The following is a 26,677-nucleotide window of genomic DNA, read 5'->3' as shown; positions in this document are numbered from 1 at the left end:
CGGGCCGTGGGCGCGCTCGGCATGGTGATCGTCTCGACGCTCACCGCAGGCTGTGTCGCGATGCCCTCCGACGGGCCGCCGGAGCGGGTCGAACTCCCGCAGGCGGGCGGTTCGGACAGCCTTCAGGTCCGGGTCTTCCCGATCGCCCCGCACCCCGGCGACGGGCCGGAGAGCCTGCTGGAGGGCTTCCTGGGCGCCGCCAACGCGGACGAGTCCGACTACGTCACGGCCAAGGAGTACCTGACCGTGGCGGCGGCCAAGCGGTGGAACCCCGACGCGGGGGTGGCGGTGCTGGGCGCCACCTCGGTGGGACTGCCCGTCGACGGCTCGGAGGAGACCCGGGCCGTGATCAGCGTGACGGGCAACCAGGTCGCCTCACTCGACGGCAAGCACACCTACCGGACGGCCCACGACCCCCGGTTCGAGCGGAAGTTCACCTTCGTCAAGGAGACCGAGGGCAGGAACAAGGGGCAGTGGCGGATCGACGAGCTCCCGGACGGTCTGATCATCGATCAGACCACGTTCAAGAACGGCTACCGCGCCGTGCACCTCTACTACCCGTCCGCCGAGGACCCGTGGGCCGACCGGCAGACCCCGGTGCTGGTACCGGACCCGGTCTATCTGCGGGGCCGAATAGACCCGTTCACCTCGGCCGCCAGGGCGCTGGTCGAAGGACCGTCCGGCTGGCTGGGCAAGGTGGTCGACCCGGTCTTCGACAAGACCACCAAGATCCGGGGCAGCGTCACGGTGAACGAGGGCGGTGTCGCCACCGTACGGATCAGCGTGCCGGACTTCGGCGGTATCCAGCCGCGCTGCCAGCAGATGGCCGCCCAGCTCTTCCACACCCTCTCCGACCTGCCGGGCAAGTCCCAGCTGGTGCGCCTGGACCTGGCCGGTGACCGGGGCGGCTGCCAGACCGACGCGGGCCGCACCGCCCAGATCGCGCCCGGCGCGCTGGCCGGCGGTACGGCCGGGACACAGCAGTACTACTTCGCGGCGGACGGGCAACTGACCCAGACCTCGGGTGACCTGGCCAAGGGCGCGCCGGTGGCCGGCGACCTCGGGCAGGAGACCGCGCCGAAGTCGGGCGAGTTCGCGGTCCGCAGGGACGGCACCGAGTCCGCCGTGGTCGGTGCCGACCGCAAGAAGCTGTGGGTGACCGAGGGCGGCAAGCTCGGCGCCCCGGTGCTGATCAGCCCGGCCGTCGGGCCGGAGGACGGACTTACCTCGCCCAGTTGGGACGGACGCGGCTCGCTCTGGGTGGTCGACCGGGCCCGGGACGGCTCCGAGGTGAAGGTGGTCCGCGGCAAGGCCACCATGACGGTCGCGATCGAGGGACTGGGCGGGCGCAGCGTGCGTTCGCTCAAGGTGGCCTCGGACGGCACCAGGATCGCGCTGGTGGTGGCGGAGCCGGGCCGTCCGCAGAGCCTGCTGATCGGCCGGGTCGAGCACTCCGGCACCCCGGCCGCTCCGGCCGCCAGGGTGACCGAGCTGCGGCCGGTCGGCACGGTGCTCAGCGAGGTGGTCTCGGTCTCCTGGGCCGACACCGACCAGCTGTTGGTGCTCGGCAAGGAGGACGGCAAGCTCCAGCAGCTGCACTACTTCGGCACCGACGGCTCGGTCAGCTCCGACTTCGTGCTCCAGGGCGGTGACTCGATGTCCTCGATCTCCGCCACGGAGGCGCGCGACCGCGAGTCGGACAAGGCACCCCCGGTGCTCGCCACCTCGTTGACCAAGCACCAGATCTACCGCCTGGTCGGCAACCAGTGGCGCGAGATCCAGGGCCAGCCGGGCGCCTGGATGTTCAGCTATCCCGGCTGATTTCGGCGGACCGCTGCCGCGACCGTGGCGGCGCCCAGCGGCGGGTGCCCGAGCGCGGTGAGCGCCCGGGCGGCCTCGGCCAGGGTGGCCCCGGTGGTCACCAGGTCGTCCACCAGCACCGGCTGACGGCCGGTCAGCAGCCGGGCCGCCCCGGGCCTGGGCGTCAGCGCGCCGTGCAGGTTGGTACGGCGCTGCGCGGCGGTCAGCCCGGACTGGTCGGCCACCGCGCGACCGTGCCGCAGCACCGGCGCGGCCCGGACCGGATGGCCGCCCCGGCGCAGCTCCCGGGCGGCGGCCCTGGCCAGGCGCAGCGTCGGATCGTGGCCACGGGCCCGGACCGAGCGCCGGGTGGAGGGCATCGGCACCAGCAGCACCGGCCGGCCGTCCAGCAGCGGGCGGACGGCCCGGGCCAGCGCCTGCCCCAGCGGCCCGGCCAGCCGCAGCGCACCGCGCTCCTTGTGGGCGATCAGCAGCCGCCTGACCGGGTCCGCGTACGGGCCTGCGGCGTGCAGTGGGGGCAGCCCGGGCGGGGCCGGCTGCGGCCCGGTGGGCCCTGCCCTGGAGGCGCTCAGCGCGGTGCGGCAGGCGGGGCAGAGCTGGGTGCGGCCGGTCCGGCAGCCCGCGCAGGTGGTGGGCAGCAGCAGGTCGAGCAGTTCGGATGGTTCGAACAGCAGGTGGACGGCCATGGCGGCCTCCTCGGGTGCGGCTGGGCCAAACGGTGGTCCGCCCTGGGGGTGTTGTCCAGACGTTTACCGATGTTTCACCCCCAGGAGGGTAAACAGGGTGGAACAGCTGTACCGCCAGCGCTGCGCCACTACGTTGTTCGACCGGCACAAGGCTGGGGAGGCGAAATCCCGGTGTGAGGTGTTCGATAAGGCTCCAAGGGGTTTCAAGCGTTCCTGGTGGGGAGGAAGTGAGGTGAGGGCCAGTCGCGCTCGCCGCTCCCGGCGAACCGCGGGGTCGGCGACAGAGAGGTTGGTCCGGCTGGGTCTCAGTCCGGTCCGGTGAGCACTCCGGATCGGCGTCAGCACAAGGGATCGGAGTTCTGCGTGGACATCGTCGTCAAGGGCCGCAAGACCGAGGTGCCCAAGAGGTTCCGCGAGCACGTGGCCGAGAAGCTGGAGAAGGTCCAGAAGTTCGACGACAAGGTGATCAGCCTCGACGTCGAGGTGTCCAAGGAACACAACCCGCGTCAGGCCGACCGCTCCGAGCGGGTCGAGATCACCATGCGTACCCGTGGCCCGGTGATCCGGGCCGAGGCCGCCGCCGCAGACCCCTACGCGGCGCTCGACCTGGCCTCGGCGAAGCTCGATGCGCAGCTGCGCAAGTCCGCCGACCGGCGCCGGGTGCACAAGGGCGGCAACGGCCGTACCCCGATCAGCGTCGCCGAGGCGACGGCCGCGCTTGCCGCGCTCCCCGAGGCGGAGCGGCCGAGCCCCGGGGCCAACGGTGCCGTCCGCAAGACCATGATGGGGTCTCTGGAGGTGGAGGGCGACGGTCCGCTCGTCGTCCGCGAGAAGACGCACGGCGCCGTGCCGATGGCGCTGGACCAGGCGCTGTTCGAGATGGAGCTGGTCGGCCACGACTTCTACCTCTTCGTCGAGAAGGACAGCGGTCTGCCGAGCGTGGTCTACCGGCGGCACGGTTACCACTACGGCGTGATCCACCTGGCCACGGACGGTTCGACCGTCGGTGAGGTGGGCGGCGCAGGTGGTGCGATCGGCGGGCCCGACGACGACTGACCGGGCCCTGTTGCGACAACCGAACAGCAGTCGGTGAACGGGTGACCCCCGGTGGCTTCGGCCGCCGGGGGTCACCGAGCTGGGCGGGCCGACGGCGGAGGGTGATCGGGGACTGCGCTTCGTGGAATGATGGCCGGACACTGACGGGTCACGGGGAGGCACGGATGGGGGAGCGATTCGGTCTGACGGCCGAACAGGCCCGGGAGGCGGCGGACTACCCGCCGCGCCGGGCCGAACCGATCCGGGTGCTGGTGGTGGACGACCACGCCCTGTTCCGCCGAGGCCTGGAGATCGTGCTGGCCGAGGAGGAGGACATCCGGGTCGTCGGCGAGGCGGGGGACGGTGCCGAGGCCCTGGTCAAGGCGGCCGACCTGCTGCCGGACATCATCCTGATGGACGTCCGGATGCCCAGGCGGAGCGGGATCGAGGCCTGCACCGCGATCAAGGACGTGGTGCCCAGCACCAAGATCATCATGCTGACGATAAGCGACGAGGAAGCCGACCTCTACGAGGCGATCAAGGCGGGGGCCACCGGCTACCTGCTCAAGGAGATCTCCACCGACGAGGTGGCCACCGCGATCCGGGCGGTCGCCGACGGGCAGTCGCAGATCAGCCCGGCGATGGCCTCCAAGCTGCTCACCGAGTTCAAGTCGATGATCCAACGGCGTTCGGACGACCGGGAGTTGGTGCCCGCGCCACGGTTGACCGACCGTGAGCTCGAGGTGCTCAAACTGGTCGCCACCGGGATGAACAACCGGGAGATCGCCAAGGAGCTCTTCATCAGCGAGAACACGGTGAAGAACCACGTCCGGAACATCCTGGAGAAGCTCCAGCTGCACTCCCGGATGGAGGCCGTGGTCTACGCGATGCGGGAGAAGATCCTGGAGATCGGGTAGGCCCCGACCCCCAGGATCCGACGGCCCGTCAGCGGTCGTTGACCTCCAGGAAGGTCCGTACGGCCGACTCCAGCGCGCCCTCGATCCAGGCCGGCTTCAGGCTGGTGTGCTCACCGGCGAAGTGCACCCGGCCCTCGGGGAGCCGGGCGGCCGGGTGGAGTTCGTGCAGCTGGCCGGGCGTCGGGATGACCGCCTCGCCGAGTGCGTAGCGGGCCCTGGCCCAGGACTGGGTGACCCCGACGCCGGTGAACTCGCGGCGGACCCGGGGCCCGAACAGCCGCTCCAGGTCGTTCAGCGCGAAGGCGTACCGCTCGCCCGGGGTCAGCGAGTCCCAGCGCATCGCGTCGTCCGCCCAGGTGTACGCGGCCAGCACCACGCCGCCCGGTGCGCCGTCGGGTGCGTGCGAGGGGAAGTAGGTGAACCGGCTGGCGCTGTCCGAGACGCAGCCGCCGCCGGTGAAGCCCTGCGGGCCGTCCTCCCAGAAGCGGGTGCGGAACTCCAGCAGCACCTTGGTCGCCGAGTCGTAGTGCAGCTCGGTCACCGCCCGGCGCTTCGGGTAGGACATCAGCGGCTCGATCCGGCAGAACCGCAGCGCGCTGAACGGGATGGTGACGATCGCGTAGTCGCCCTCGAAGACCTCGGTCGGGTCGGTCGGCGCGCCGTCGGGCGACTCCTCGTCGCCGGTCTCGGCCACCGTCTCGATCCGTACCCCGCCGCCCTGTTGGGTCAGCCGGGTCATCCGGCGGCCCATCCGCAGCTCGGCCGCCAGCGGCTCGGCCAGCTTGGCGGTGAGGGTGTCGGTGCCGCCCTCCAGCTCCCAGTAGCGGTTGGTCGGGCTGATCACCGCGTGGTCGATCAGGGTCGGGATCAGCGAGTAGTGCAGCCGGGAGGTCATGTTCTCCAGCGTCCCGGCGGCCTGCACCGAGACCGGGTCCCAGCCGGCCTCCTCGCGCAGGAACTGCCGGGTGGAGTGGTAGCCGTACTGCTGGAAGACCCCGGTCCAGCCGTCCAGCCGCTGCCGGATGTTGCCGGGGCCCACGGTGACCTTGGCGAAGGCCTCGTCGACCGCCTTGGCGGCGGTGGTCTCGAACCTGGCGCCGAACGAGCGGTTCACCTCGGCGGGGGACTGCGCGTACGCGGCCTTGGTGGTCTGCAGGCCGTTGACCGACAGGAAGGTGCGGAAGTTGGCGCCCGGCGGGTGGAACTCCTGCTCGGAGCCGTTGCTCCAGGTCTCGCCGGTGAACGAGCGGTACGTCACCGCGGGCACCGCGCCGACGGCCCGGGTGCCCGGGGTGATGTCGGCGTTGTAGAACAACTGCCGCTTCAGGCCCAGCTTGTCGGCCAGTGCGAGCACCAGCGGGTGGAAGTCGGGCAGCCGCATCGCGCCGGCCTCGGCGTACAGCCGGGAGTCGGTGAACATGCCGCGGAAGGTCTTGATCCGGCCGCCGACCCGGCTGCCGTTGGCCTCGATGATCACGACCTGGTGCCCGGCCTGCTTGAGCAGGGTGGCCACGGTCAGCCCGGCGACGCCGGCGCCGACCACCAGGACGCGTTTGCGCTTGGTGCCGGTGGTGGCGGGGCCGGGCGGGAGCTGACCGTCGATCAGGATCTTCAGGTACTCGAGGGTGAGGTCGGTCCGCTCGTCGTCGGCGACCATCAGCATCTTGCGGGCCAGGTCCCGGCTGACCGCCTCGTCGGCCCGGGACTTCGGCGCGGCCACCGAGCGGGGGGCGAACCCGACGGCGCCCGCCGCGGTCGCGACGGCGGCGGTGCCGAGCAGGGCGCGGCGGCTCAGCCAGGCCCGGGCGGTGGTGGCAGTTGGACCCATCGTTGCTCCAAACGGTTGTGGTGCGGACACCACGGGGCAACGGCGGGTGATCACCGATGACACGCCCGGCCGGTGAAGATCACCCGATCCGACCAACGGTCAGGCGAGCAGCTTCTCCACCGCGGGGCGCAGCGACTCGTCGTGCAGCGCCTCCACCCGGACGTCCGTGCAGCCGACCCAGGAGGCGGCCTCGCGCAGCGCCTCGGCCAGCGCTCCGACGTGCCGGGGCGAGGTCAGCGAGACCTGACGGGCCACCAGGGTGCGGCCCTCGCGGGCCGGGTCGACCCGGCCGACCAGGTGGCCGCCGGCCAGCAGCGGCATCGCGAAGTAGCCGTGCACCCGCTTGTGCTTGGGGGTGTACGCCTCCAGCCGGTGCGCCATGTCGAAGATCCGCTCGGTGCGGGGGCGGTCCCAGACCAGCGAGTCGAAGGGAGAGAGCAGTGTGGTGCGGTGCCGCCCGCGCGGGGCGGTCGCCAGTGCTGCCGGGTCGGCCCAGGCCGGTGCGCCCCAGCCGGCCACCGTGACCGGGACCAGGCCGGTCTCGGGCAGCGCGGCGTCGAAGTGCTTGGCCTTGAGCCGGTGATAGTCCATCAGGTCGGCCCGGGTGGCCACGCCGAGGGCCGCCCCGGCCTGGGCGATCAGCTGCCGGACGCACTCCTGGTCGGTCAGGTCCTGCTCGAACAGCGCCGCGGGGACGGCCTGTTCGGCCAGTGCGTAGACCCGCTTCCAGCTCCGCCGCTCGGTGCAGACCACGTCACCGAAGGCGAGCGCCCGCTCCACCGCGATCTTGGTGTCGGACCAGTCCCACCACTCCGAGGTCTTCTTCGCGCCGCCCAGCTCGGTGGAGGTCAGCGGGCCCTCCGCGCGCAGCTGGTCGAGCACCCGCAGGTAGGTCTCCTCGGTGACCTCGGCGCCCCAGAGGTGGCCCCGGCCGCGGTAGCCCCGGCGGCGGAAGGCGAACAGCGGCCACTCCTCGATCGGCAGGATGCAGGCCGCGTGCGACCAGTACTCGAAGGTGGCGGCCGAGCCCCAGTACGCCGCCTCGACGGCCGGGCGGCCGACCGCGCCGAGCCGGGCGTACGGGACCAGCTCGTGCGAGCGGGCCAGCACCGAGATGGTGTCCAGCTGGACCGCGCCGAGGTGGCGCAGCACGCCCCGGACACCGGCCCGGCGATCCGGGGCGCCGAGCAGGCCCTGGGCTCGCAGCGCGATCCGGCGGGCCTCGTCGGCGGAGAGTTCGACGGTCGGGGCGGGAGAGCTCGGGGCGGTCATGCCGAGCAGCGTAGAGCCAGGGTCCGACAGCGCAGGTCCGGGAACCAAGGGCCTGTTCCGTACGTAACAACGGGCGCGAGGGGCGGGCGCGGTGGACCGATTTGTCCGGACCGGGATGCTATCGGTGGTTGTGCTCCCACGAGTGACACGGTATTACCGTGCTGACGCACCTCCCGGCGCGTTGGACTCCTCGCATACGATGGCCCGTGCGGTGGGGTCGACCCATCGTGCAGTCGTCCAAAGCCAATCCAGGCAAGGAGCCCGCCCAAGTGTCCGTCTTCGACAAGATCCTGCGCGCCGGCGAGGGTAAGACCCTTCGCAAGCTGCAGCGGATTGCCGCCCAGGTCAACTCCATCGAAGAGGACTTCGTCAACCTCACGGACGACGAGCTGCGCGCGCTGACCGACGAGTACAAGCAGCGGCTGGCCGACGGCGAGACCCTGGACGACATCCTTCCCGAGGCGTTCGCCACCGTCCGCGAGGCGGCCAAGCGCGTGCTCGGCCAGCGGCACTACGACGTCCAGCTGATGGGTGGCGCCGCCCTGCACCTCGGCTTCGTCGCCGAGATGCGTACCGGCGAGGGCAAGACCCTGGTCGGCACGCTGCCCGCGTACCTGAACGCGCTGACCGGCAAGGGCGTCCACCTGATCACGGTGAACGACTACCTCGCCGAGCGTGACTCGGAGTGGATGGGCCGGGTGCACCGCTTCCTCGGCCTCGAGGTCGGGGTGATCCTCGGCAACATGTCGCCCGCCGAGCGCAAGCGCCAGTACGCGATGGACATCACGTACGGCACCAACAACGAGTTCGGCTTCGACTACCTGCGCGACAACATGGCGTGGTCGCAGGACGAACTGGTGCAGCGCGGCCACAACTTCGCGGTGGTCGACGAGGTCGACTCGATCCTGATCGACGAGGCCCGTACGCCGCTGATCATCTCCGGCCCGGCCGACCAGGCGACCAAGTGGTACGCCGACTTCGCCAAGCTGGTGCAGCGCCTGAAGCGCGACCGCGACTACGAGGTGGACGAGAAGAAGCGCACCGTCGGTGTGCTGGAGGAGGGCGTCGGCCGGGTCGAGGACTACCTCGGCATCGACAACCTCTACGAGTCGGTGAACACCCCGCTGGTCGGCTTCCTGAACAACGCGATCAAGGCCAAGGAGCTCTACAAGAGCGACAAGGACTACGTCGTGATGAACGGCGAGGTCATGATCGTCGACGAGCACACCGGCCGGATGCTCGCGGGCCGTCGCTACAACGAGGGCATGCACCAGGCGATCGAGGCCAAGGAGGGGGTGGAGGTCCAGAACGAGAACCAGACGCTGGCCACCGTCACCCTGCAGAACTTCTTCCGGCTGTACGACAAGCTCGGTGGCATGACCGGTACGGCCACCACCGAGGCGGCCGAGTTCCACCAGATCTACAAGCTCGGCGTGGTGCCGATCCCGACCAACAAGAACCCGCTGCGGATCGACCAGCCCGACCTGATCTACAAGTCCGAGCCGGCCAAGTTCGCCGCCGTGGTCGAGGACATCGTCGAGAAGCACGAGAAGGGCCAGCCGATCCTGGTCGGCACCGTCTCGGTGGAGAAGTCCGAGTACCTCTCCCAGGAGCTCCGCAAGCGCGGCGTCCCGCACGAGGTGCTGAACGCCAAGCACCACGAGCGCGAGGCGCAGATCGTCGCCCAGGCGGGCCGCAAGGGCGCCGTCACGGTGGCCACCAACATGGCCGGCCGTGGTACCGACATCATGCTCGGCGGCAACGCCGACCACCTCGCGGCGGCCGAGCTGGCCCAGCGCGGCCTGACCGAGCTGGACACCCCGGACGAGTACGAGGCCGCCTTCCCGGCCGCGCTGGAGAAGGCCAAGGCCGCGGTCAAGGCGGAGCAGGAGGAGGTCCAGAGCATCGGTGGCCTCTACGTGCTCGGCACCGAGCGCCACGAGTCCCGCCGGATCGACAACCAGCTGCGCGGCCGCTCCGGCCGTCAGGGCGACCCGGGCGAGTCCCGGTTCTACCTCTCGCTCGGCGACGACCTGATGCGGCTCTTCAAGGCCGGCATGGTCGAGCGCGTGCTCGCGATGGCCAACGTGCCGGAGGACGTGCCGATCGAGTCCAAGATGGTCACCCGCGCCATCGCCTCGGCGCAGACCCAGGTCGAGCAGCAGAACTTCGAGATCCGCAAGAACGTCCTCAAGTACGACGAGGTGCTGAACCGTCAGCGCGAGGTCATCTACGGCGAGCGCCGCCGCGTCCTGGAGGGTGAGGATCTGCAGGAGCAGGTCGGCCACTTCATGGACGACACGGTCGCCGCGTACGTCGGTGCCGCGACCGGCGAGGGCTTCGAGGACGACTGGGACCTCGAGAAGCTGTGGACCGCGCTCAAGCAGCTCTACCCGCTCACCCTGGAGCTGGAGGAGCTCGAGGAGGAGGCCGGCGGCCCGGCCGGCCTGACCTCGGAGTTCCTCACCAAGGTGCTCCAGGAGGACATCCAGGCGCAGTACGGCGCCCGCGAGGACCAGCTCGGCTCGGAGATCATGCGTGAGCTGGAGCGCCGGGTGGTGCTCTCGGTGCTGGACCGCCGCTGGCGCGAGCACCTCTACGAGATGGACTACCTGCAGGAGGGCATCGGCCTGCGGGCGATGGCCCAGCGCGACCCGCTGGTCGAGTACCAGCGTGAGGGCTTCGACATGTTCGGCGCCATGATGGAAGGCATCAAGGAGGAGTCCGTCGGCTACCTGTTCAACCTGGAGGTCCAGGTCGAGCAGCAGGTCGAGGAGGTCCCGCTGGCGGACACCGAGGAGACCCTGGCCAAGCTGGAGAAGGACGCCGCGGCGTCCCGTCCGGAGATCAAGGCCAAGGGCCTGGAGGTCCCGAAGCCGCAGCGCCTGCACTACACCGCCCCGTCGGTGGACGGCGACGAGACGGTCGTCGAGGGCGACTTCGAGGACACCCTCGGCGCCGATGAGGGTGACGGGCTGACCCGGGCCGAGCGCCGCAAGGCCGCTCGGGCGGCGAAGGGCCGTCGCCGGAAGTAGGGCTGACCGTTCGTCAGGGGCGCGGGGCTTCGGCTCCGCGCCCCTCGGCGTTTCAGCGGGCTTCCACGGCGGTGCACTGCCACTGCTCGGTCCGGCGGTGGCGCTCCAGCCGGAAGGCCACCATGTGGTGCCGGGGGCCGAACTCGACCCGGACGCAGACCTCCAGGGCCCGGGCGGTCGGCGCGGAGTCGTAGACCCGGCCCAGGCGGTGCGCGGTCAGCCGGCCGCGTGGGCGGAGCGGTCCGGTCCGCACCAGGGCGGTGAGCTGCTGGTAGCCCGGCAGGCTGGTGTGCCGCTGGAGCTGTCCGGCCGGCCGGTGGCCGGTGAGCACCTCGACCAGCCGGTGGGCGAACCGCGCCGCCAGCTGGGTCTGCCCCGTCCTGACCGGTGAGCAGGCGCTGCGCGGGTGACGCGGGGTCAGCTCGCCGACCGGGTGCGGACGGCGGGGCACCCGGTCGGTGCGGCGCCGGTGCGGGTGCTGCGGGCTGACCGGGTGGACCAGGGCGCGGACGTGCGGTGCGGGAACGGTCACGGCGGGCGCCCTTCGTTCGCGGATGCGGTCGGGTCCCTTGGTACCGGTGGGTCGGGGGCCGGGCAACGAAGCGTCGGATCGTGTCGGCGGCGGCCGGTGGTGTCACCTATCCGGGTGACGTTCGGTGCGGGGGCTGGACCCGTACGGCCCGGGGTGGTGCGTCCGGCTGACGGGGTGACGGGTACGGCAGGGCCCGAAGGGGGACGTTCTCCGGCGGCGTGTGGGCGCGGCGGCAGCCGTGGTCGCGGGCGCGGAGGGCAGGATCGGGGACGGAGGTGGGCATGGTGCGGCGAGGACTGGTGCTCGGCGGGGGCGGGATGCTCGGTGCCGCCTGGACGATCGGTGCGCTCTGCGCGCTGGAGGAGGCGACCGGCTGGCGGCCGGGCTCGGCCGAGATCGTGCTCGGCACCTCGGCCGGTTCGATCCTGGGCGCTCTGCTGGCGACCGGCGTGCAGGCGGCCGACCTGCGGGACCACCAGCGCGGCCTGGAGATCGTCACCGGCCCGCTGGCGGGCATCGACTTCGACTACGACACCGTGCTGGGCGGGGCGCTGCCGCCCCGGCCCCGGCCGCGGATCGGCTCACCCGGCCTGCTGCGGGATGTGGTCCGCCACCCGCGGGAGTACCCCTTTCTGACCATGGTCTCCGCCGTGGTGCCGACCGGGCGGGGCTCGGTGGCCCCGGTGGGCGAGCTGGTGCGCGGGCTGGTCGGCGGTGACGGCCGGCTCGGGGAGTCCGGGCTGCGGGTGGCGGCGGTGGACTACCGGACCGGGCGGCGGGTGACCTTCGGCGACCCCGGCGCGCCGGTGGCGGCGGTCGACCAGGCGGTGATGGCCTCGTGCGCGATCCCCGGCTGGTTCGCCCCGGTCGAGCTGGGCGGCAGCCGGTACGTCGACGGGGGCTGCTGGTCGGCCACCAACGCGGACCTGATGGCGGGCCGGGGACTGGACGAGGTGTACGTGCTGGCACCGATGGCGCTGCGGCCGTCCTGGCCGGACGGACGGCGGGCGGAGCCCGGGACGCTGGCCGCGCTGCGGGAGTGGCGGCGGCGGGACCGGCCGCGAGGGGTGCTGGTGCAGCTGGTCAGCCGGTACCGGCGGGCGGTGACCCGTCAGTTGATGCGGGAGGCCCGGCAGTTGCGGGCCGGGGGGATGCGGGTGCAGCTGCTGGCGCCGACGTTGGCGGACCTGGCGGCGATGGGGCCGAACATGATGGACCCGGCCCGGCGGGGGGAGACCTTGGAGACGGCGTTGCACACGGTGGCCCGGGCGCTTCGCAGTGCGGAGAGCGGAAGTGCCTGAGCGCCTGGCGCGTATTGTTTGAGGTTCTGTCAGCCGAAGAATCCGGAGTGCTCCCGATGCGTGTGTACGTGCCCACGACCTTGGCCGGACTGGCGGCGGCGTACCCCGGCGGGGCGTTGGACCAGGCGGTGGCGTACGCGGTGACGCCCGCGTTGCGTGAGTGGTACGTCAGCGACGACCTGGAGGAGCTGGAGTACGCGGCGCTGAACCGGGCCGCGCAGGCCGCGTTGCGGCTGCTCGCCGCCGACCCGGAGGCGCCTCGCCGCCGGGTGGTGGTGGCGGTCGAGGTCGCGGACTCCGGGGTGGGGGCGTTCGTCGGGGACGAGTACCAGGACCAGGCCTCGCTGGGGCGGGTGGTGCTCAAGGGACCGCTGCCGCTGGCGAAGGCGGCCGCGGTGCACGCGGACGTGGCCGATGCCGACGTGGTGGCGGACATCGCCGCCGCGGCCGCGGTGATCGAGGCGGCGGACAAGGGCGACGACGACGCGCAGTTCACCGTGGACGGCGCGGAGGACCACGAGCTGCTCTGGTTCGCCACCCAGGAGATCCCCGCGCTGCTGGCCTGACGCCTGGTCAGGGAGTGACGATCGCGAAGTTCGGGTCCGGCTTGTCGAGCACCCCCAGCAGCTTGGTCAGCAGGGTGGCGTCGCCGGTGACGGTGACGCCGTCCAGGCCCTTGCCGCCGAGCAGGCCGAGCAGTTGGGGCTTGGTCAGGGTCAGGCTGACGCCGGCGTCGGCGGCCGGGGCGGTGCTGCTGCGGTAGGTCAGCACGCCGTTGGCCAGCCGCAGGTGCCAGATCTTGCCGAGGGTGGGCAGGTTCCAGTCCATGGTGAGGGCGAGGTCCCAGGCCCGGGGGCCGTTCACCCGGATCGCCACCGAGTCGATCAGCTGCTCGACGCTGAGGGCCATCAGCATGTCGGCACCCGTGGTGGAGGCGGTGGCGGGCTTCACGCCCTCGCGCAGCTCCATCGCGCCGGTGAGGTAGAAGTTCCGCCAGACCGCGTTCTCGGTGGCGTGGCCGAGGGTGTCGTAGACCTTGGCGAGCTCGTCCTTGGCCCGGCGGTCGGTCGGATCGGCGAAGACGCAGTGGTTGAGCAGGGTGGCCGCGAACCGCAGGTCACCGTCGTGGACGAAGCGCAGCGCGGTGGCGAGCGCGGGCCGCCGGCCACCCATCGCCCGGACGTAGCGCTTGGACTCCTCCACCGGCGGGTGCTCCCACAGGTGCGCCGGGTTGCCGTCGAACCAGCCCAGGTAGCGCTGGTAGATGCCCTTCACGTTGTGGCTGAGCGAGCCGTAGTAGCCCCGGTCGGCCCAGACCGCGTCGAGCGCGGGCGGCAGTTGGATCTGCTCGGCGATCTCACGGCCCGTCAGGCCCTGGTTGATCATCCGCAGGGTCTGGTCGTGCAGGTAGGCGTACAGGTCGCGCTGGTGCTCCAGCAGGGTGGTGATCTGCTCGCCGCCCCAGGTCGGCCAGTGGTGCGAGGCGAAGGCCACGTCCACCTTGCCCCGGAACAGCTCGGCCGACTCACCAAGGTAGAGCGCCCACTGCCGGGCGTCCCGGACCTGGGCGCCGCGCAGGGTGATGATGTTGTGCATGGTGTGGGTGGCGTTCTCCGCCATGCAGACGGCCCGCAGGTCCGGGAAGAGGAAGTTCATCTCGGCGTGCGCCTCGGTGCCGGGCGTCAGCTGGAACTCGATCCGGACGCCGTCCAGGGTCTCGGTCTGCCCGGTCCGCGTGACGTACTTGGTCGGCGAGATCAGGCCGATGGTGCCGAGCGAGACGTTCTGCCCGAGGCCGCAGCCGATCTGCGCGGCGGCGTTCTTGGGCAGCTGCGCGCCGTACATGTAGGAGGCGCGCCGGGTCATCGCGGTGCCCGCGTAGACGTTCTCCGAGACGGCGTGCTCCATGAAGCCCCCGGGGGCCAGGATCGGCACGCCGCCCGCGCCGTTCGGCAGCACGCCCCGGCAGCCGCCGAAGTGGTCCACGTGCGGGTGGGTGTAGATCAGCCCGGTGACCTTCCGGTCGCCCCGGTGGGCCCGGTAGAGGCCGAGTGCGGCGGCCGCGGTCTCGGCCGAGATCAGCGGGTCGATCACGACGATGCCGGTGTCGCCCTCGACGATGGTCATGTTCGACAGGTCGAGGCCGCGGACCTGGTAGATCCGCTCGGTGACCTTGAACAGCCCCTGCTTGGCGGTGAGTTGGCTCTGCCGCCAGAGGCTCGGGTCGGCGGTCTTCGGCGCCGGGCCGGCCAGGAAGGCGTACGCGTCGTTGTCCCAGATCACCTGGCCCGCCGCGTTCTTCACCACGCCCGGGGTGAGCGCCGCGACGAAACCCCGCTCGGCGTCGGCGAAGTCGGCCCGGTCGTCGTACGGCAGCCCGCCGGTGTCGGTCGCGCTCTCCCCGCCGGTCGGGCCCTTGCCGTCGGACTGCCCGATCGCCGCCGCACTCAGCGGGTTCAGGGCGAGGGCCGCGGCGGCGGCACCGGTGGCGGCAACGAAGCCGCGACGGTCGAGGGGGCTCATGAACTACCTCACAGCAGGATGGCGGACCGGGTGGTGACGCCGACCCTGCTGCCCGGCCCGGTGCGGGTCAATGGCGCGGAGCGGATTTGGGAAGGCTCCCTGCACCGGGCGGGCCGAGGCTGTGAGCGGTCCTATTGCGGTGCTGCAGAAACGTTGAGTCGACGTGTTCCGTTCAAGCTCCGCTTACCCGACCATGACAACGTATGGCCGCGCCTACGCGCGTAGTGCGCACCCTCCGTTTACCCCCTGGCACGAGGAGTGTTGACACGTGATCAGAGCCCTGACCGCCGCCCGTCCCATGGTCGTCGCCGCCGCCGCACTGGTCGTGGTGGCCGGCACGAGCGCCGTACCGCACCGCGCCGCGGCAGCCGAGACCCGGACCGCGACCACGGCCGCTGGGAGCACCCCGAAGCGGATCCTGTTCGACAACAGCAAGGGTGAGACCGCGGGCAACGCCGACTGGATCATCTCCAGCAGCCAGCCCGACCCGCTCGGCCAGAACGCCGACCCCAGCACCGAGACCTCCTGGACCGGTGCGATCTCCGCCTGGGGCGTGGCTCTCCAGAAGACCGGCCAGTACAGCCTGAAGACCCTCCCGTCCGGCTCCACGATCACGTACGGCACGGGTGGCGCGCTCGACCTCGCCAACTTCGACGAGTTCGTGCTGCCCGAGCCCAACATCCGGCTCAGCACCGCCGAGAAGACCGCCGTGCTGAAGTTCGTGCAGAACGGCGGCGGCCTGTTCCTGGTCTCCGACCACAACGTCAGCGACCGCAACAACGACGGCTGGGACTCACCCGCCATCATCAACGACCTGATGACCAGCAACGGCGTCGACAACACCGATCCGTTCGGCTTCTCCGTCGACCTGCTGAACATCGGGAACGAGAACCCCCGTGCCGTCGCCGACACCACCGACCCGGTGCTCAACGGCTCGTTCGGCAAGGTGACCGGCTCCATCATCCGCAACGGCACCACCTTCACTCTCAAGCCCGCCGACAACCCTGCGGTCAAGGGCCTGCTCTACCGCAGCGGCTACAGCGGCACCACCGGCGCCTTCTTCGCCACCTCCACCTTCGGCAGCGGCCGGGTCGCCGTCTGGGGCGACAGCTCCCCGATCGACGACGGCACCGGCCAGTCCGGCAACACGCTGTACGACGGCTGGAACGACCCGGCCGGCACCAATGCCGCCCTCGGCCTCAACGCCACCGCCTGGCTCGCCCAGGGCGCCGGCGGCAGCACGGGCACGGTCACGCTCACCAACCCGGGCGCCCGTACCGCCACCGTCGGCACCGCCACCAGCCTTCAGCTCTCCGCCACCGACACCGCCGGCGGCACCCTGAGCTACGCCGCCACCGGTCTGCCCGCCGGCCTGACCCTCAACACCGGCACCGGCCTGATCAGCGGCACGCCCAGCACCGCCGGCACCTCCACGGTCACCGCCACCGCCACCGACTCCACCGGCCCGTCCTCCTCGGCCACCTTCAGCTGGACGGTCAACTCCACCGGTGGCGGCTGCACTTCCGCCCAGCTGATCGCCAACGGCGGCTTCGAGACCGGATCCAGCTCCTCCTGGACCGAGACCAACAGCGGCGGCGCCACCACCGTCAACAGCAGCTCCAGCGAGCCCGCGCGCTCCGGCAGCTACGACGCCTGGCTGGACGGCTACGGCACCACCAATACCGACACCCTCGCCCAGACGGTCACCCTGCCGACCGGGTGCGCCAACTACACCTTCAGCTTCTGGCTGCACATCGACACCGAGTCCTCGGCGACCACCGCCTACGACAAGCTGACCGTCACCGCCAACGGCACCACCCTCGCCGGCTACTCCAACCTCAACGCGGCCTCCGGCTACCAGCAGCGCACCTTCAACCTCGCCGGGTACGCCGGCCAGAGCGTCACCCTGAAGTTCACCGGCGCCGAGGACTACACCAAGCAAACCTCGTTCGTCCTCGACGACGTCACCGTCACCGTCTCCTGAGACAGCAAGGCCGGGTACCGTTCCGGGGTGCGTACTCACATCGTCTGGGACTGGAACGGCACCCTGCTGCACGACATGGCAGCGGTGGTGGAGGCGAGCAATGCCGCCTTCGCCACCCTCGGGGTGGCCCCGATCACCGTGCAGCAGTACCGGGAGCTGTACTGCTTCCCGATACCGAAGTTCTACGAGCTGCTGCTCGGCCGGGAGCCGAGCGCGAACGAGTGGCTGGTGCTGGACGCCGCCTTCCAGGACCGGTACCAGGAGCTCAGCGACGCCTGCGGTCTGACCGAGGGCGCGGCCGACCTGCTGACGGAGTGGCAGGCGGCCGGCCGCAGCCAGTCGCTGCTGTCGATGCACGAACACCACCGGCTGGTGCCGCAGGTCCGGGCCCGGGGCATCGAGGAGCACTTCGTCCGGGTGGACGGCCGGGTCGGCGAGTCGTACGGGACCGGCAAGACCGAGTACCTGCGGCAGCACCTCCGGGCTCTCGGCGCGGACCCGGTGCACACCGTGCTGATCGGCGACGCGGCGGACGACGCGGTGGCCGCGAAGAACGCCGGGGCGCACGCGGTGCTGTACACCGGCGGTTCGCACACCCGGGAGAAGCTGGAGCCGCTCGGCGTCCCGGTGGTCGACTCGCTGGCCGAAGCGGTGGAGCTGGCCGGGCGGATCGTGGCGTGAGCCACGTCCGTTAGCGCGTGTCAGCTGCGGCGATTCGGTTGACGGGTGGTCAGGCTGGGGGCTGAGCCGAGGAGAGTGAGCCCGCCATGCCCATCGACGCAGTCACCCAGGTCCCCGAGCCGGTCAACGAGCCCGTGCGCGGCTACGCCCCAGGTAGCCCCGAGCGGGACCGGCTGGAGCGCAGACTGGACGAACTGGCGGCGGAGCAGATCCCGCTGCCGATGACCATCGGCGGTGAGCAGCGGTTCGGCTCCGGCGAGCGGACCGACGTGGTGCAGCCGCACCACCACGCCGCCAAGCTCGGCCTGCTGGGCAACGCCACCCGGGAGGACGCCAGGCTCGCGGTGGACGCCGCGCTGGCGGCCGGGGCCGACTGGCGCGCGCTCTCCTTCGACGACCGGGCCGCGGTCTTCCTGCGGGCCGCCGACCTGCTGGCCGGGCCGTGGCGGGAGACGGTGGCGGCGGCCACCATGCTCGGCCAGTCCAAGACCGTGCAGCAGGCGGAGATCGACGCGCCCTGCGAGCTGGTCGACTTCTGGCGGTTCAACGTGCACTTCGCCCGGCAGATCCTGGCCGAGCAGCCGAAGTCCTCGCCGGGGGTGTGGAACCGCACCGACCACCGCCCGCTGGAGGGCTTCGTCTACGCGGTCACCCCGTTCAACTTCACCGCCATCGCGGGCAACCTGCCGACCGCCCCCGCGCTGATGGGCAACACCGTGGTCTGGAAGCCCGCGCCCACCCAGACCCTGGCGGCCCATCACCTGATGCGCCTGCTGGAGGCGGCCGGGCTGCCGCCGGGGGTGATCAACCTGGTGACCGGCGACGGCCAGGCGCTCTCCCAGGTCGCGCTGGCCGACCCGGCGTTGGCCGGGCTGCACTTCACCGGCTCGACCGCCACCTTCCAGTCGCTCTGGCGCACCATCGGCAGCAACATCGGCTCGTACCGGAGCTACCCGAGGATCGTCGGCGAGACCGGCGGCAAGGACTTCCTGGTCGCGCACCGCTCGGCCGACCCCGACATCCTGCGCACCGCGCTGCTCCGGGGCGCCTTCGAGTACCAGGGGCAGAAGTGCTCGGCGCTGTCCCGGGCGTACCTGCCGCGCAGCCTCTGGCAGAAGATCAAGGACGATTTCCTGGCCGAGGTGGACGCGCTCACCGTCGGCGACGTCAGCGACCTGTCCAACTTCATGGGCGCGCTGATCGACGCCAAGGCGTACGCCCGGGTGACCGCCGCGATCGACCGGGCGGTGGCCGACCCGACGGTGGAGCTGGCGGCCGGCGGCCAGTACGACGACGCGATCGGATGGTTCGTCAGGCCGACGGTGCTGGTCAGCTCCGACCACCGGAACGAGATCTTCAGCCAGGAGTACTTCGGCCCGCTGCTGGCCGTGCACGTCTACGAGGACTCGCGCTGGGACGACGTGCTGAACCGGGTCGACTCCGGTGCCCCGTACGGGCTGACCGGCGCGGTGATCGCCACCGACCGGTACGCGATCGCGCAGGCGATGGAGCGGCTGCGGTTCGCGGCGGGCAACTTCTACGTCAACGACAAGCCGACCGGCGCGGTGGTCGGCCAGCAGCCGTTCGGCGGCGGCCGGGCCTCGGGTACGAACGACAAGGCGGGCGCCGGGCAGAACCTGCTGCGCTGGACCTCGGCCCGGTCGATCAAGGAGACCTTCGTGCCGCCGACCGAGTACGGCTATCCGCACATGGGCTGAGGGACGGATTGGACAAGGTGTCCAGGACGGCCCGATCTTCCTACGGGTTTGCTCCTCCCTGTCCCCTGACACCTTCGTTTCGTCCGGTTAGGCTGACTGGCGTCGTCGGGTTTAGGCCGTAGGCCAATTTTTCGTGATACCCGGACGAAGGTCGCCTCATGCGTGCCATGACCGATTTTCTTCCAGGGATGCGGAAGGATTGCGGGCAGACTCGGCGATGGACCCGAACCATCACCGAGTCACGCAACGGCGCGCGACAGGAGCCAAACAGCCATGCAGACCAAGCTGGACGCAGCCAAGGCCGAACTGCTCACCAAGGCAGCACACGCCGCTGAGAACAGCCAGGTGGGGGGAGCGGCGCCAGGGGAAGGTCTGAGCAACGGCGCTCTGGCCGCGTACCTGCACCACTACTACCTCCACACCGCCCCCGAGGACCTGGTGGACCGGGATCCGGTCGACGTCTACGGCGCCGCGGCCTCCCAGTACCGGCTGGGTCTCAAGCGGCCCCAGGGCACCGCCGAGGTCCGGGTGTACACCCCGACCGTCGAGGAGAACGGGTGGTCCTGCGGCCACACCGTGGTCGAGGTGGTCACCGACGACATGCCCTTCCTGGTCGACTCGGTCACCAACGAGCTGAGCCGCCAGGAGCGCGGCATCCACGTGGTGATCCACCCTCAGCTGGCAGTGCGCCGTGACATCACCGGCAAGCTGCTGGAGATCCTCGACCTGGACGCCTGCTCGCGCAGCCAGGCGGCCGGCGCCGAGTGGCCCGCCGACGCCACCGTCGAGTCCTGGATGCACATCGAGATCGACCGGGAGACCGACCGCGAGGACCTGCGCGCGATCGAGACCGGTCTGCGCCGGGTGCTGGGCGACGTCCGCGAGGTGGTCGAGGACTGGGCGAAGATGCGCGACTCCGCGCTGCGCCTGGCCGACGAGCTCGCCGAGGTGCCCCCGGCCCACCTGTCCGAGCAGGAGGTCGGCGAGGCCTGGGAGCTGATGCGCTGGCTGGCCGACGACAAGTTCACCTTCCTCGGCTACCGCGAGTACGACCTGGCCGAGCACCAGGGCGAGGAGGTGCTGCGGGCCGTCCCCGGCACCGGGCTCGGCATCCTGCGCTCCGACCCGCTCAGCCACGACACCGACCACCACCCGGTCTCCGAGGCGTTCGGCCGGATGACCGCGCCGGTCCGGGCCAAGGCGCACGAGAAGAAGCTGCTGGTCCTCACCAAGGCCAACAGCAAGGCCACCGTGCACCGCCCCGCGTACCTGGACTACGTCGGCGTGAAGAAGTTCGACGCCCAGGGCAACGTGATCGGCGAGCGCCGCTTCCTCGGCCTGTTCTCCTCCGCCGCGTACACCGAGTCGGTCACCCGGATCCCGGTGGTCCGCCGCAAGGTGCAGGAGGTGCTGGCGGGTTCCGGCTTCTCCAGCGAGAGCCACGACGGCCGCGACCTGCTGCAGATCCTGGAGACCTTCCCCCGGGACGAGATCTTCCAGACCCAGGCGGAGCAGCTGCTCTCGATGGCCACCAGCGTGCTCTACCTGCAGGAGCGCCGCCGACTGCGGCTGTTCCTCCGTCAGGACGAGTACGGGCGCTACTTCTCCGCGATGATCTACCTGCCGCGCGACCGCTACACCACGCGGATCCGGCTCCGGCTGATGGAGCTCCTCAAGCAGGAGCTGAACGGCGACAACATCGAGTACTCGGTGTGGTCCACCGAGTCGGTGCTGACCCGACTGCACTTCGTGGTCCGGGTCGCCAAGGGCAGCGAACTGCCCAGCCTGACCGACGCCGAGGTCGAGCGGATCGAGTCCAAGCTGGCCGAGGCCGCCCGGTTCTGGATGGACGGCTTCAACGACCAGCTGCACATCGAGCTGGGCGAGGAGCGCGCCGCCGAGCTCGGCCGCCGCTACGGCAACGCCTTCCCGGACGGCTACCGCGCCGACTTCCCGCCGCGCACCGCGGTCGCCGACCTCAAGCAGATCGAGTCGCTGAGCGGCGAGGGCGACTTCCGCCTGAACCTGTACCAGCCGGTTGGCGCGGGCGACGACGAGCGCCGGTTCAAGATCTACCGGGTCGGCGGCCCGATCTCGCTGACCGAGGTGCTCCCGGTGCTCCAGCGCCTGGGCGTCGAGGTGCTGGACGAGCGCCCGTACGCGCTCACCCGCGAGGACGGCACCAAGGCCTGGGTCTACGACTTCGGGCTGCGGCTGCACGAGGCGACCACCCTCACCGAGGAGGCCCGCGAGCGCTTCCAGGACACCTTCTCGGCCACCTGGACCGGCAAGGCCGAGAACGACGGCTTCAACGAGCTGATCCTCAGCGCCGGGCTGACCTGGCGTCAGGCCGTGGTGCTGCGCGCCTACGCCAAGTACCTCCGGCAGGCCGGGAGCACCTTCTCCCAGGACTACATGGAGGACGCGCTCCGCAACAACATCCACTCCACCCGGCTGCTGGTCAACCTCTTCGAGGCCCGGCTCAGCCCCGGCCACCAGCTCGGCTCGGCCGAGCTGACCGAGGGCATCCTGGAGGAGCTGACCGGCGCGCTGGACGAGGTCGTCTCGCTGGACGAGGACCGCATCCTGCGCTCCTTCCTGCACCTGATCAAGGCCACCCTGCGGACCAACTTCTTCCAGCACGCCGAGGACGGCGACTGGCACTCCTACGTGTCGATGAAGTTCGACCCGAAGGCCATCCCGGACCTGCCCGCGCCCCGCCCGGCCTTCGAGATCTGGGTCTACTCGCCCCGGGTCGAGGGCGTGCACCTGCGCTTCGGCAAGGTCGCCCGCGGCGGTCTGCGCTGGTCCGACCGGCGCGAGGACTTCCGGACCGAGATCCTCGGCCTGGTCAAGGCCCAGATGGTCAAGAACACCGTGATCGTGCCGGTCGGCGCCAAGGGCGGCTTCGTCGCCAAGCAGCTCCCCGACCCGTCGGTGGACCGGGACGCCTGGTTCGCCGAGGGCATCGCCTCGTACAAGACCTTCATCTCGGCGCTGCTCGACATCACCGACAACCTGAAGGCCGGCGACGTCGTCCACCCGGTCGACGTGGTCCGCCACGACGAGGACGACACCTACCTGGTGGTGGCCGCCGACAAGGGCACCGCGACCTTCTCCGACATCGCCAACGGCGTGGCCGAGGAGTACGGCTTCTGGCTCGGCGACGCGTTCGCCTCCGGCGGCTCGGCCGGGTACGACCACAAGGGCATGGGCATCACGGCGCGCGGCGCCTGGGAGTCCGTCAAGCGCAACTTCCGCGAGCTGGGCGTCGACACCCAGGCCGAGGACTTCTCCGTGGTCGGCATCGGCGACATGTCCGGTGACGTGTTCGGCAACGGCATGCTGCTCAGCGAGCACATCCGGCTGGTGGCCGCCTTCGACCACCGGCACATCTTCCTCGACCCGAACCCGGACGCGGCGGTCTCCTACGCCGAGCGCCGCCGGCTGTTCGACGTGCCGCGCAGCTCCTGGGACGACTACGACAAGTCGCTGATCTCGGCCGGCGGCGGGATCTTCCCGCGGAGCGCCAAGTCGATCCAGCTGACCACCCAGGTCCGCGAGCGGCTCGGCATCACCGAGTCCAAGCTGACCCCGGCCGAGCTGATGAAGGCGATCCTGCAGGCCCCGGTGGACCTGTTCTGGAACGGCGGCATCGGCACCTACATCAAGGCCACCGCCGAGACCAACGCCGAGGTCGGCGACAAGGCCAACGACGCGATCCGGGTCAACGGCGGCCAGGTCCGCGCCCGGGTGGTCGGCGAGGGCGGCAACCTCGGCTGCACCCAGCTCGGCCGGATCGAGTACGCGGCGACCGGCGGCCCCGAGGGCACCGGCGGCTGGATCAACACCGACGCGATCGACAACTCGGCCGGGGTGGACACCTCGGACCACGAGGTCAACATCAAGATCCTGCTCAACCAGGTGGTCGCCGACGGCGACATGACGGTCAAGCAGCGCAACAAGCTGCTCGCCGAGATGACCGACGAGGTCGGTCACCTGGTGCTGCGCAACAACTACGCGCAGAACGTGGTGCTGGCCAACGCGGTCGCCCAGGCCGTCTCGATGGTCGACGTGCACGCCCGGATGATCAACCGGCTGGAGGCCGACGGTCAGCTCGACCGGGGCATCGAGTTCCTGCCGACGGACCGTCAGATCCGGGAGCGCCAGCAGGCCGGGCGCGGGCTCTCGCAGCCCGAGCTGTCGGTGCTGCTCGCCTACACCAAGATCACCCTGGCCGACCAGCTGCTGGCCACCGAGCTCCCCGACGACCCGTACTTCCGCACCGCGCTGCACGAGTACTTCCCCAGCGCGCTGCGGGTCAGGTTCGCCGAGGCGATCGACAACCACCCGCTGCGCCGCGAGATCATCACCACCCTGATCGTCAACGACACGATCAACCGCGGTGGTTGCACCTTCGCGTTCCGGCTCCGCGAGGAGACCGGCGCCACCATGGAGGAGATCGCCCGCACCCACGCGGCGGCGCGCGCGGTCTTCGGCCTGGAGCGGATCTGGGGCGAGATCGAGGGCCTGGACAACGTGGTGCCGGCCCGGGTGCAGACCAAGATGCGGCTGCACAGCCGGCGGCTGGTCGAGCGGGCCACCCGGTGGATGCTCAACAACCGCCGCCAGCCGCTGGACATCGCGGAGAACATCGCGTTCTTCCAGGGCCGGGTCAACCAGGTCTGGGACAGCCTGCCCAAGCCGCTCCGCGGCGAGGACCTGGCCTGGTTCGAGTCGATCCAGCAGGAGCTGGCCGCGGCCGGTGTGCCGGACGAGCTGGCCGGCCGGATCGCCGGGCTCTCCTCGGCCTTCCCGACCCTGGACATCGTCGGTGTCGCGGACCGCAACGGCGCCGAGGTCACCGACGTCGCCGAGCTGTACTACGACCTCGCCGACCGGCTCCAGATCACCCACCTGCTGGACCGGATCATCGAACTGCCGCGCACCGACCGGTGGTCCTCGATGGCCCGGGCGGCGATCCGCGAGGACCTGTTCGCGGCGCACGCGGCGCTCAGCGCCGACATCCTCTCCTGCGGCCCCGAGGGCGCCTCGCCGGAGGAGCGGTACGCGGCCTGGGCGGAGCTCAACTCCACCCTGCTGAGCCGGGCCAAGACCACCCTCGACGACATAAGGGGTTCGGACAAGTACGAGGGACCGGACTGGTCCCGCCCCTTCGGCGTTCCCTTTGCAGGAGCTCAGCTTTTGGCAGGGCGCAAGGTTGCACTACCCAGGGGCTCGGGGCTCTGCTGACTTGCGGCTCCGCCGCGGGGCGAGGAGATCTGGCGTGCGGGTTACTGCGAAAGTGCCTGACCGTTTACGCGACGATCACCTTGCAAGGGTCGGCTTCGCAGTTCCCCGAGCCCCTGGTGGTGCATGCCTGAACACTTGCCTAGGGCTGGGCCGCTGCACGCTGCAGGGCGCTGGCCAGGAGGGCGAGGTCGGTGGGGCCGTTGCCCAGCTCGCGGACGGGGCGGCGGGTGGGCGGGGCGCCGAGGTGGGTGGGGTCGATGGCGACGACGGTGGGGCGGAGGGTGGCGGTGCGGGGGATCCGGCCGCTGACCCGGGCGGACTGAAAGGCCGTCACCCCGCCGTCGGGCCGCCGGAGGTAGGCGCGGCCGGGCGTGTCCTCGGGCAGCGCCGCGGCGTCGGCGAGGTGGATCAGCTGGTCGGAGTCGGCCGGGTCGGCCGTCCGCAGGGCGATCCGGAGCTGGGCGACCTCGTCCAGCTCCGTACCGGCGGTCTGTTCGGGGGAGCCGGTGGCGGCCACCAGGTGGACGCCGAGCCGGCCGCCGCGTTCGGCGACGGCGGCCMGGGCGCGGCCGMGCGGCCGGCCCGCGGGGGAGGTGGGGGCCAGCAGGACGTCGAAGTCGTCGACCACCACGACCAGCCGGGCCGGGACGGCGGTCAGCACGTCGGGTGCCTTGCGGGGGGCGGTGATCTGGACGGTGGCCTCCCGCAGGGCGCCGCCGCCCGCCGTCACCAGGGACGGGGCGGGGGTGCCGAGGACCCGGGCGGTGTGCCAGCCGGTGAAGTCCTGGTCGCCGAAGAGCGCCTCGCGGTGGGCCAGTTCGTCCAGCAGGGTTTCGGCGGCGAGCATCGCGCGGCGCGGGTCGGCCCCGGCGTCGATGTGCTCGGTGACCTGGGGGAGGTCGGTGCAGCCGCGCAGACTTGACGGGTCGTCGGGGGCGGAGCCGCGGCCTTCGACGATGGTGATCCGGAGCCGTTCGGGCTGTTCGGAGACGGCGAGCGAGGCGACCAGGGTGCGGAGCAGCTCGGTCTTGCCGGTGCCCCGGGCACCGCCGACCAGGATGTGCGGGCCGTTCGGCTCGTCCGGGTCGGCGAGGTCGATCAGGCAGGGCTCGTCCCGGGTGGTGCCGAGCAGGGCGGTGGCGGTGCCGGGTCCTGAGGGCAGGGCGGCCCAGCGGGCCGAGAGCTTGGCGGGGGTGACGGTGTCGAGGCGGAGCAGGTCGAGCAGCCGGAGCTGGTCGGGCAGCGGGCCGCGGGCCACCGGGGTGGCCTCGGTGAGCGGGGCGAGCGCCCGGGCCAGGCGCTCGGCCCAGGCGGGGGAGACCGCGTCCAGCGCGATCTCCTCGACCCGCTCGCGCCCGCCGCCGCCGAGCGGGCGGTCCAGGGTGAACTGGGTGGCGACCTCGCCGGTGAGGACGGCGGTGGCGCCGAGCCCGGCGGGCAGGGCGGTGGCCTGCTCGGCCAGGCAGATCGGGAAGACGCCGAGGGCGGGGCCCTGCTCCAGTAGGACGGCCAGCGCGGCCCGGCCCTCGGGGGTGCCGGGGGTGCCGTCCAGCAGCAGCACGGTCGCGGGCGGGCCTGACAGGCCGTCACTGGGGCCGTTGGTCAGCTCGGTGAGCCGGGCCTCGGTCTGTTCGGGGCCGAAACCGACCAGCAGGCGGCAGGCCTGACCGTGCGCCGGCTGGAGCTGCGGCAGCCAGAACGACCAGGACCAGTCGGCGGTCTGCTCCTCGGTGCTGCCGACCACCACCAGGCTGAGCGCGCTCGGCGGGTGCAGCACGGCGAGCTGGGCCAGGACGGCGCGGGCGAGGGAGGCCAGCCGGGCGCGTGGGCCCGCCAGGCCGAGGCTGCCTGCGGTCTGCAGGTCGACGGTGACCGGGACGGCGGGCAGCACGGTGCCCGGGGTGGTGCCGGGGCCGCCGGGCCGGTCGGCGGTGCCGAGCCGGAGGGTGAGCGAGTCGGGGTGGGCCGGGCCGCGCTCCCAGAGCCGGGGGCCGGGGCCGAGCGCGGTGAGCAGCACGGTGGCCAGGTCCGGCCAGCGCTCGCGCTGGGCGGCGGCCTGCCGGAGCCGGACGGCAGCGTGCTGCTGGGCGG

At 71.5% G+C, this 26,677-nt stretch carries 16 protein-coding genes; 10 read left to right on the top strand and 6 right to left on the bottom strand.

The features are described from left to right. The first annotated feature begins 6 nt into the window (after window positions 1-6). Window positions 7-1,821: an LpqB family beta-propeller domain-containing protein gene (locus ACXJMZ_RS23690; RefSeq protein WP_457032058.1), complete on the top strand. Its 1,815-nt coding sequence runs from the start codon at window positions 7-9 to the stop codon at window positions 1,819-1,821. Here ACXJMZ_RS23690 and ACXJMZ_RS23685 read toward each other — a convergent pair. Further along, a complete protein-coding gene (locus ACXJMZ_RS23685) occupies window positions 1,809-2,507 on the bottom strand; it encodes a ComF family protein (RefSeq protein WP_457032057.1) in 699 nt (232 codons plus the stop codon). The genes ACXJMZ_RS23690 and ACXJMZ_RS23685 overlap by 13 nt on opposite strands. A 363-nt stretch (window positions 2,508-2,870) precedes the next feature. Between ACXJMZ_RS23685 and hpf the strand changes: the two genes are divergently transcribed. Beyond that, a complete protein-coding gene (hpf, locus tag ACXJMZ_RS23680; protein ID WP_457032067.1) occupies window positions 2,871-3,563 on the top strand; it encodes a ribosome hibernation-promoting factor, HPF/YfiA family in 693 nt (230 codons plus the stop codon). A gap of 164 nt (window positions 3,564-3,727) precedes the next feature. After that, window positions 3,728-4,459 (top strand): response regulator, encoded by a 732-nt coding sequence (locus tag ACXJMZ_RS23675; protein ID WP_457032056.1) that lies wholly within the window; start codon window positions 3,728-3,730, stop codon window positions 4,457-4,459. Between the two features lie 28 nt (window positions 4,460-4,487). Here the strand turns inward: ACXJMZ_RS23675 and ACXJMZ_RS23670 are convergent, their stop codons facing one another. After that, the gene (locus tag ACXJMZ_RS23670) at window positions 4,488-6,287 is read right to left on the bottom strand and encodes a flavin monoamine oxidase family protein (protein WP_457032055.1); all 1,800 of its coding nucleotides are present in this window, start codon (window positions 6,285-6,287) and stop codon (window positions 4,488-4,490) included. Between the two features lie 99 nt (window positions 6,288-6,386). After that, window positions 6,387-7,559, bottom strand: a complete 1,173-nt coding sequence (locus tag ACXJMZ_RS23665; protein ID WP_457032054.1) for a winged helix-turn-helix domain-containing protein — start codon at window positions 7,557-7,559, stop codon at window positions 6,387-6,389. 269 nt (window positions 7,560-7,828) lie between these two features. Here ACXJMZ_RS23665 and secA point away from each other — a divergent pair, with 269 nt between their 5' ends. Beyond that, complete coding sequence (secA, locus tag ACXJMZ_RS23660; RefSeq protein WP_457032053.1) at window positions 7,829-10,594, top strand: preprotein translocase subunit SecA; 2,766 nt, start codon at window positions 7,829-7,831, stop codon at window positions 10,592-10,594. 52 nt (window positions 10,595-10,646) lie between these two features. On the opposite strand, the gene ACXJMZ_RS23655 is transcribed toward secA, so the two are convergent. Further along, the gene (locus ACXJMZ_RS23655; protein WP_057236804.1) at window positions 10,647-11,126 is read right to left on the bottom strand and encodes an Rv3235 family protein; all 480 of its coding nucleotides are present in this window, start codon (window positions 11,124-11,126) and stop codon (window positions 10,647-10,649) included. Between the two features lie 281 nt (window positions 11,127-11,407). Between ACXJMZ_RS23655 and ACXJMZ_RS23650 the strand changes: the two genes are divergently transcribed. Together ACXJMZ_RS23650 and ACXJMZ_RS23645 are read left to right on the top strand one after the other, a co-directional pair. Beyond that, a complete protein-coding gene (locus ACXJMZ_RS23650; RefSeq protein WP_457032052.1) occupies window positions 11,408-12,427 on the top strand; it encodes a patatin-like phospholipase family protein in 1,020 nt (339 codons plus the stop codon). A 56-nt stretch (window positions 12,428-12,483) separates the two neighbouring features. After that, window positions 12,484-12,993 (top strand): DUF6912 family protein, encoded by a 510-nt coding sequence (locus ACXJMZ_RS23645; RefSeq protein ID WP_457032051.1) that lies wholly within the window; start codon window positions 12,484-12,486, stop codon window positions 12,991-12,993. A gap of 7 nt (window positions 12,994-13,000) precedes the next feature. Here ACXJMZ_RS23645 and ACXJMZ_RS23640 read toward each other — a convergent pair whose 3' ends face one another. Further along, window positions 13,001-14,950 (bottom strand): alkyl/aryl-sulfatase, encoded by a 1,950-nt coding sequence (locus tag ACXJMZ_RS23640; protein ID WP_457032050.1) that lies wholly within the window; start codon window positions 14,948-14,950, stop codon window positions 13,001-13,003. Window positions 14,951-15,248: 298 nt separating this feature from the next. Between ACXJMZ_RS23640 and ACXJMZ_RS23635 the strand changes: the two genes are divergently transcribed. From ACXJMZ_RS23635 to ACXJMZ_RS23620, 4 genes are all read left to right on the top strand, one after another. Then, a complete protein-coding gene (locus tag ACXJMZ_RS23635; protein WP_457032066.1) occupies window positions 15,249-16,934 on the top strand; it encodes a putative Ig domain-containing protein in 1,686 nt (561 codons plus the stop codon). A gap of 27 nt (window positions 16,935-16,961) precedes the next feature. After that, window positions 16,962-17,615, top strand: a complete 654-nt coding sequence (locus ACXJMZ_RS23630) for an HAD family hydrolase (RefSeq protein ID WP_457032049.1) — start codon at window positions 16,962-16,964, stop codon at window positions 17,613-17,615. Between the two features lie 92 nt (window positions 17,616-17,707). Continuing rightward, the gene (gene pruA / locus ACXJMZ_RS23625; RefSeq protein WP_457032065.1) at window positions 17,708-19,333 is read left to right on the top strand and encodes an L-glutamate gamma-semialdehyde dehydrogenase; all 1,626 of its coding nucleotides are present in this window, start codon (window positions 17,708-17,710) and stop codon (window positions 19,331-19,333) included. Between the two features lie 273 nt (window positions 19,334-19,606). Next, complete coding sequence (locus ACXJMZ_RS23620) at window positions 19,607-24,586, top strand: NAD-glutamate dehydrogenase (protein WP_457032048.1); 4,980 nt, start codon at window positions 19,607-19,609, stop codon at window positions 24,584-24,586. A gap of 139 nt (window positions 24,587-24,725) precedes the next feature. Here ACXJMZ_RS23620 and ACXJMZ_RS23615 read toward each other — a convergent pair. Further along, window positions 24,726-26,677, bottom strand: a 1,952-nt coding sequence (locus ACXJMZ_RS23615) for an FtsK/SpoIIIE domain-containing protein (RefSeq protein ID WP_457032047.1), incomplete at its 5' end; no start/stop codon positions are given.

This window comes from Kitasatospora sp. P5_F3, from assembly GCF_054049135.1.
Note: the sequence above shows the minus strand (reverse complement) of the source record. Positions and strands in the feature narration are given on the sequence as shown.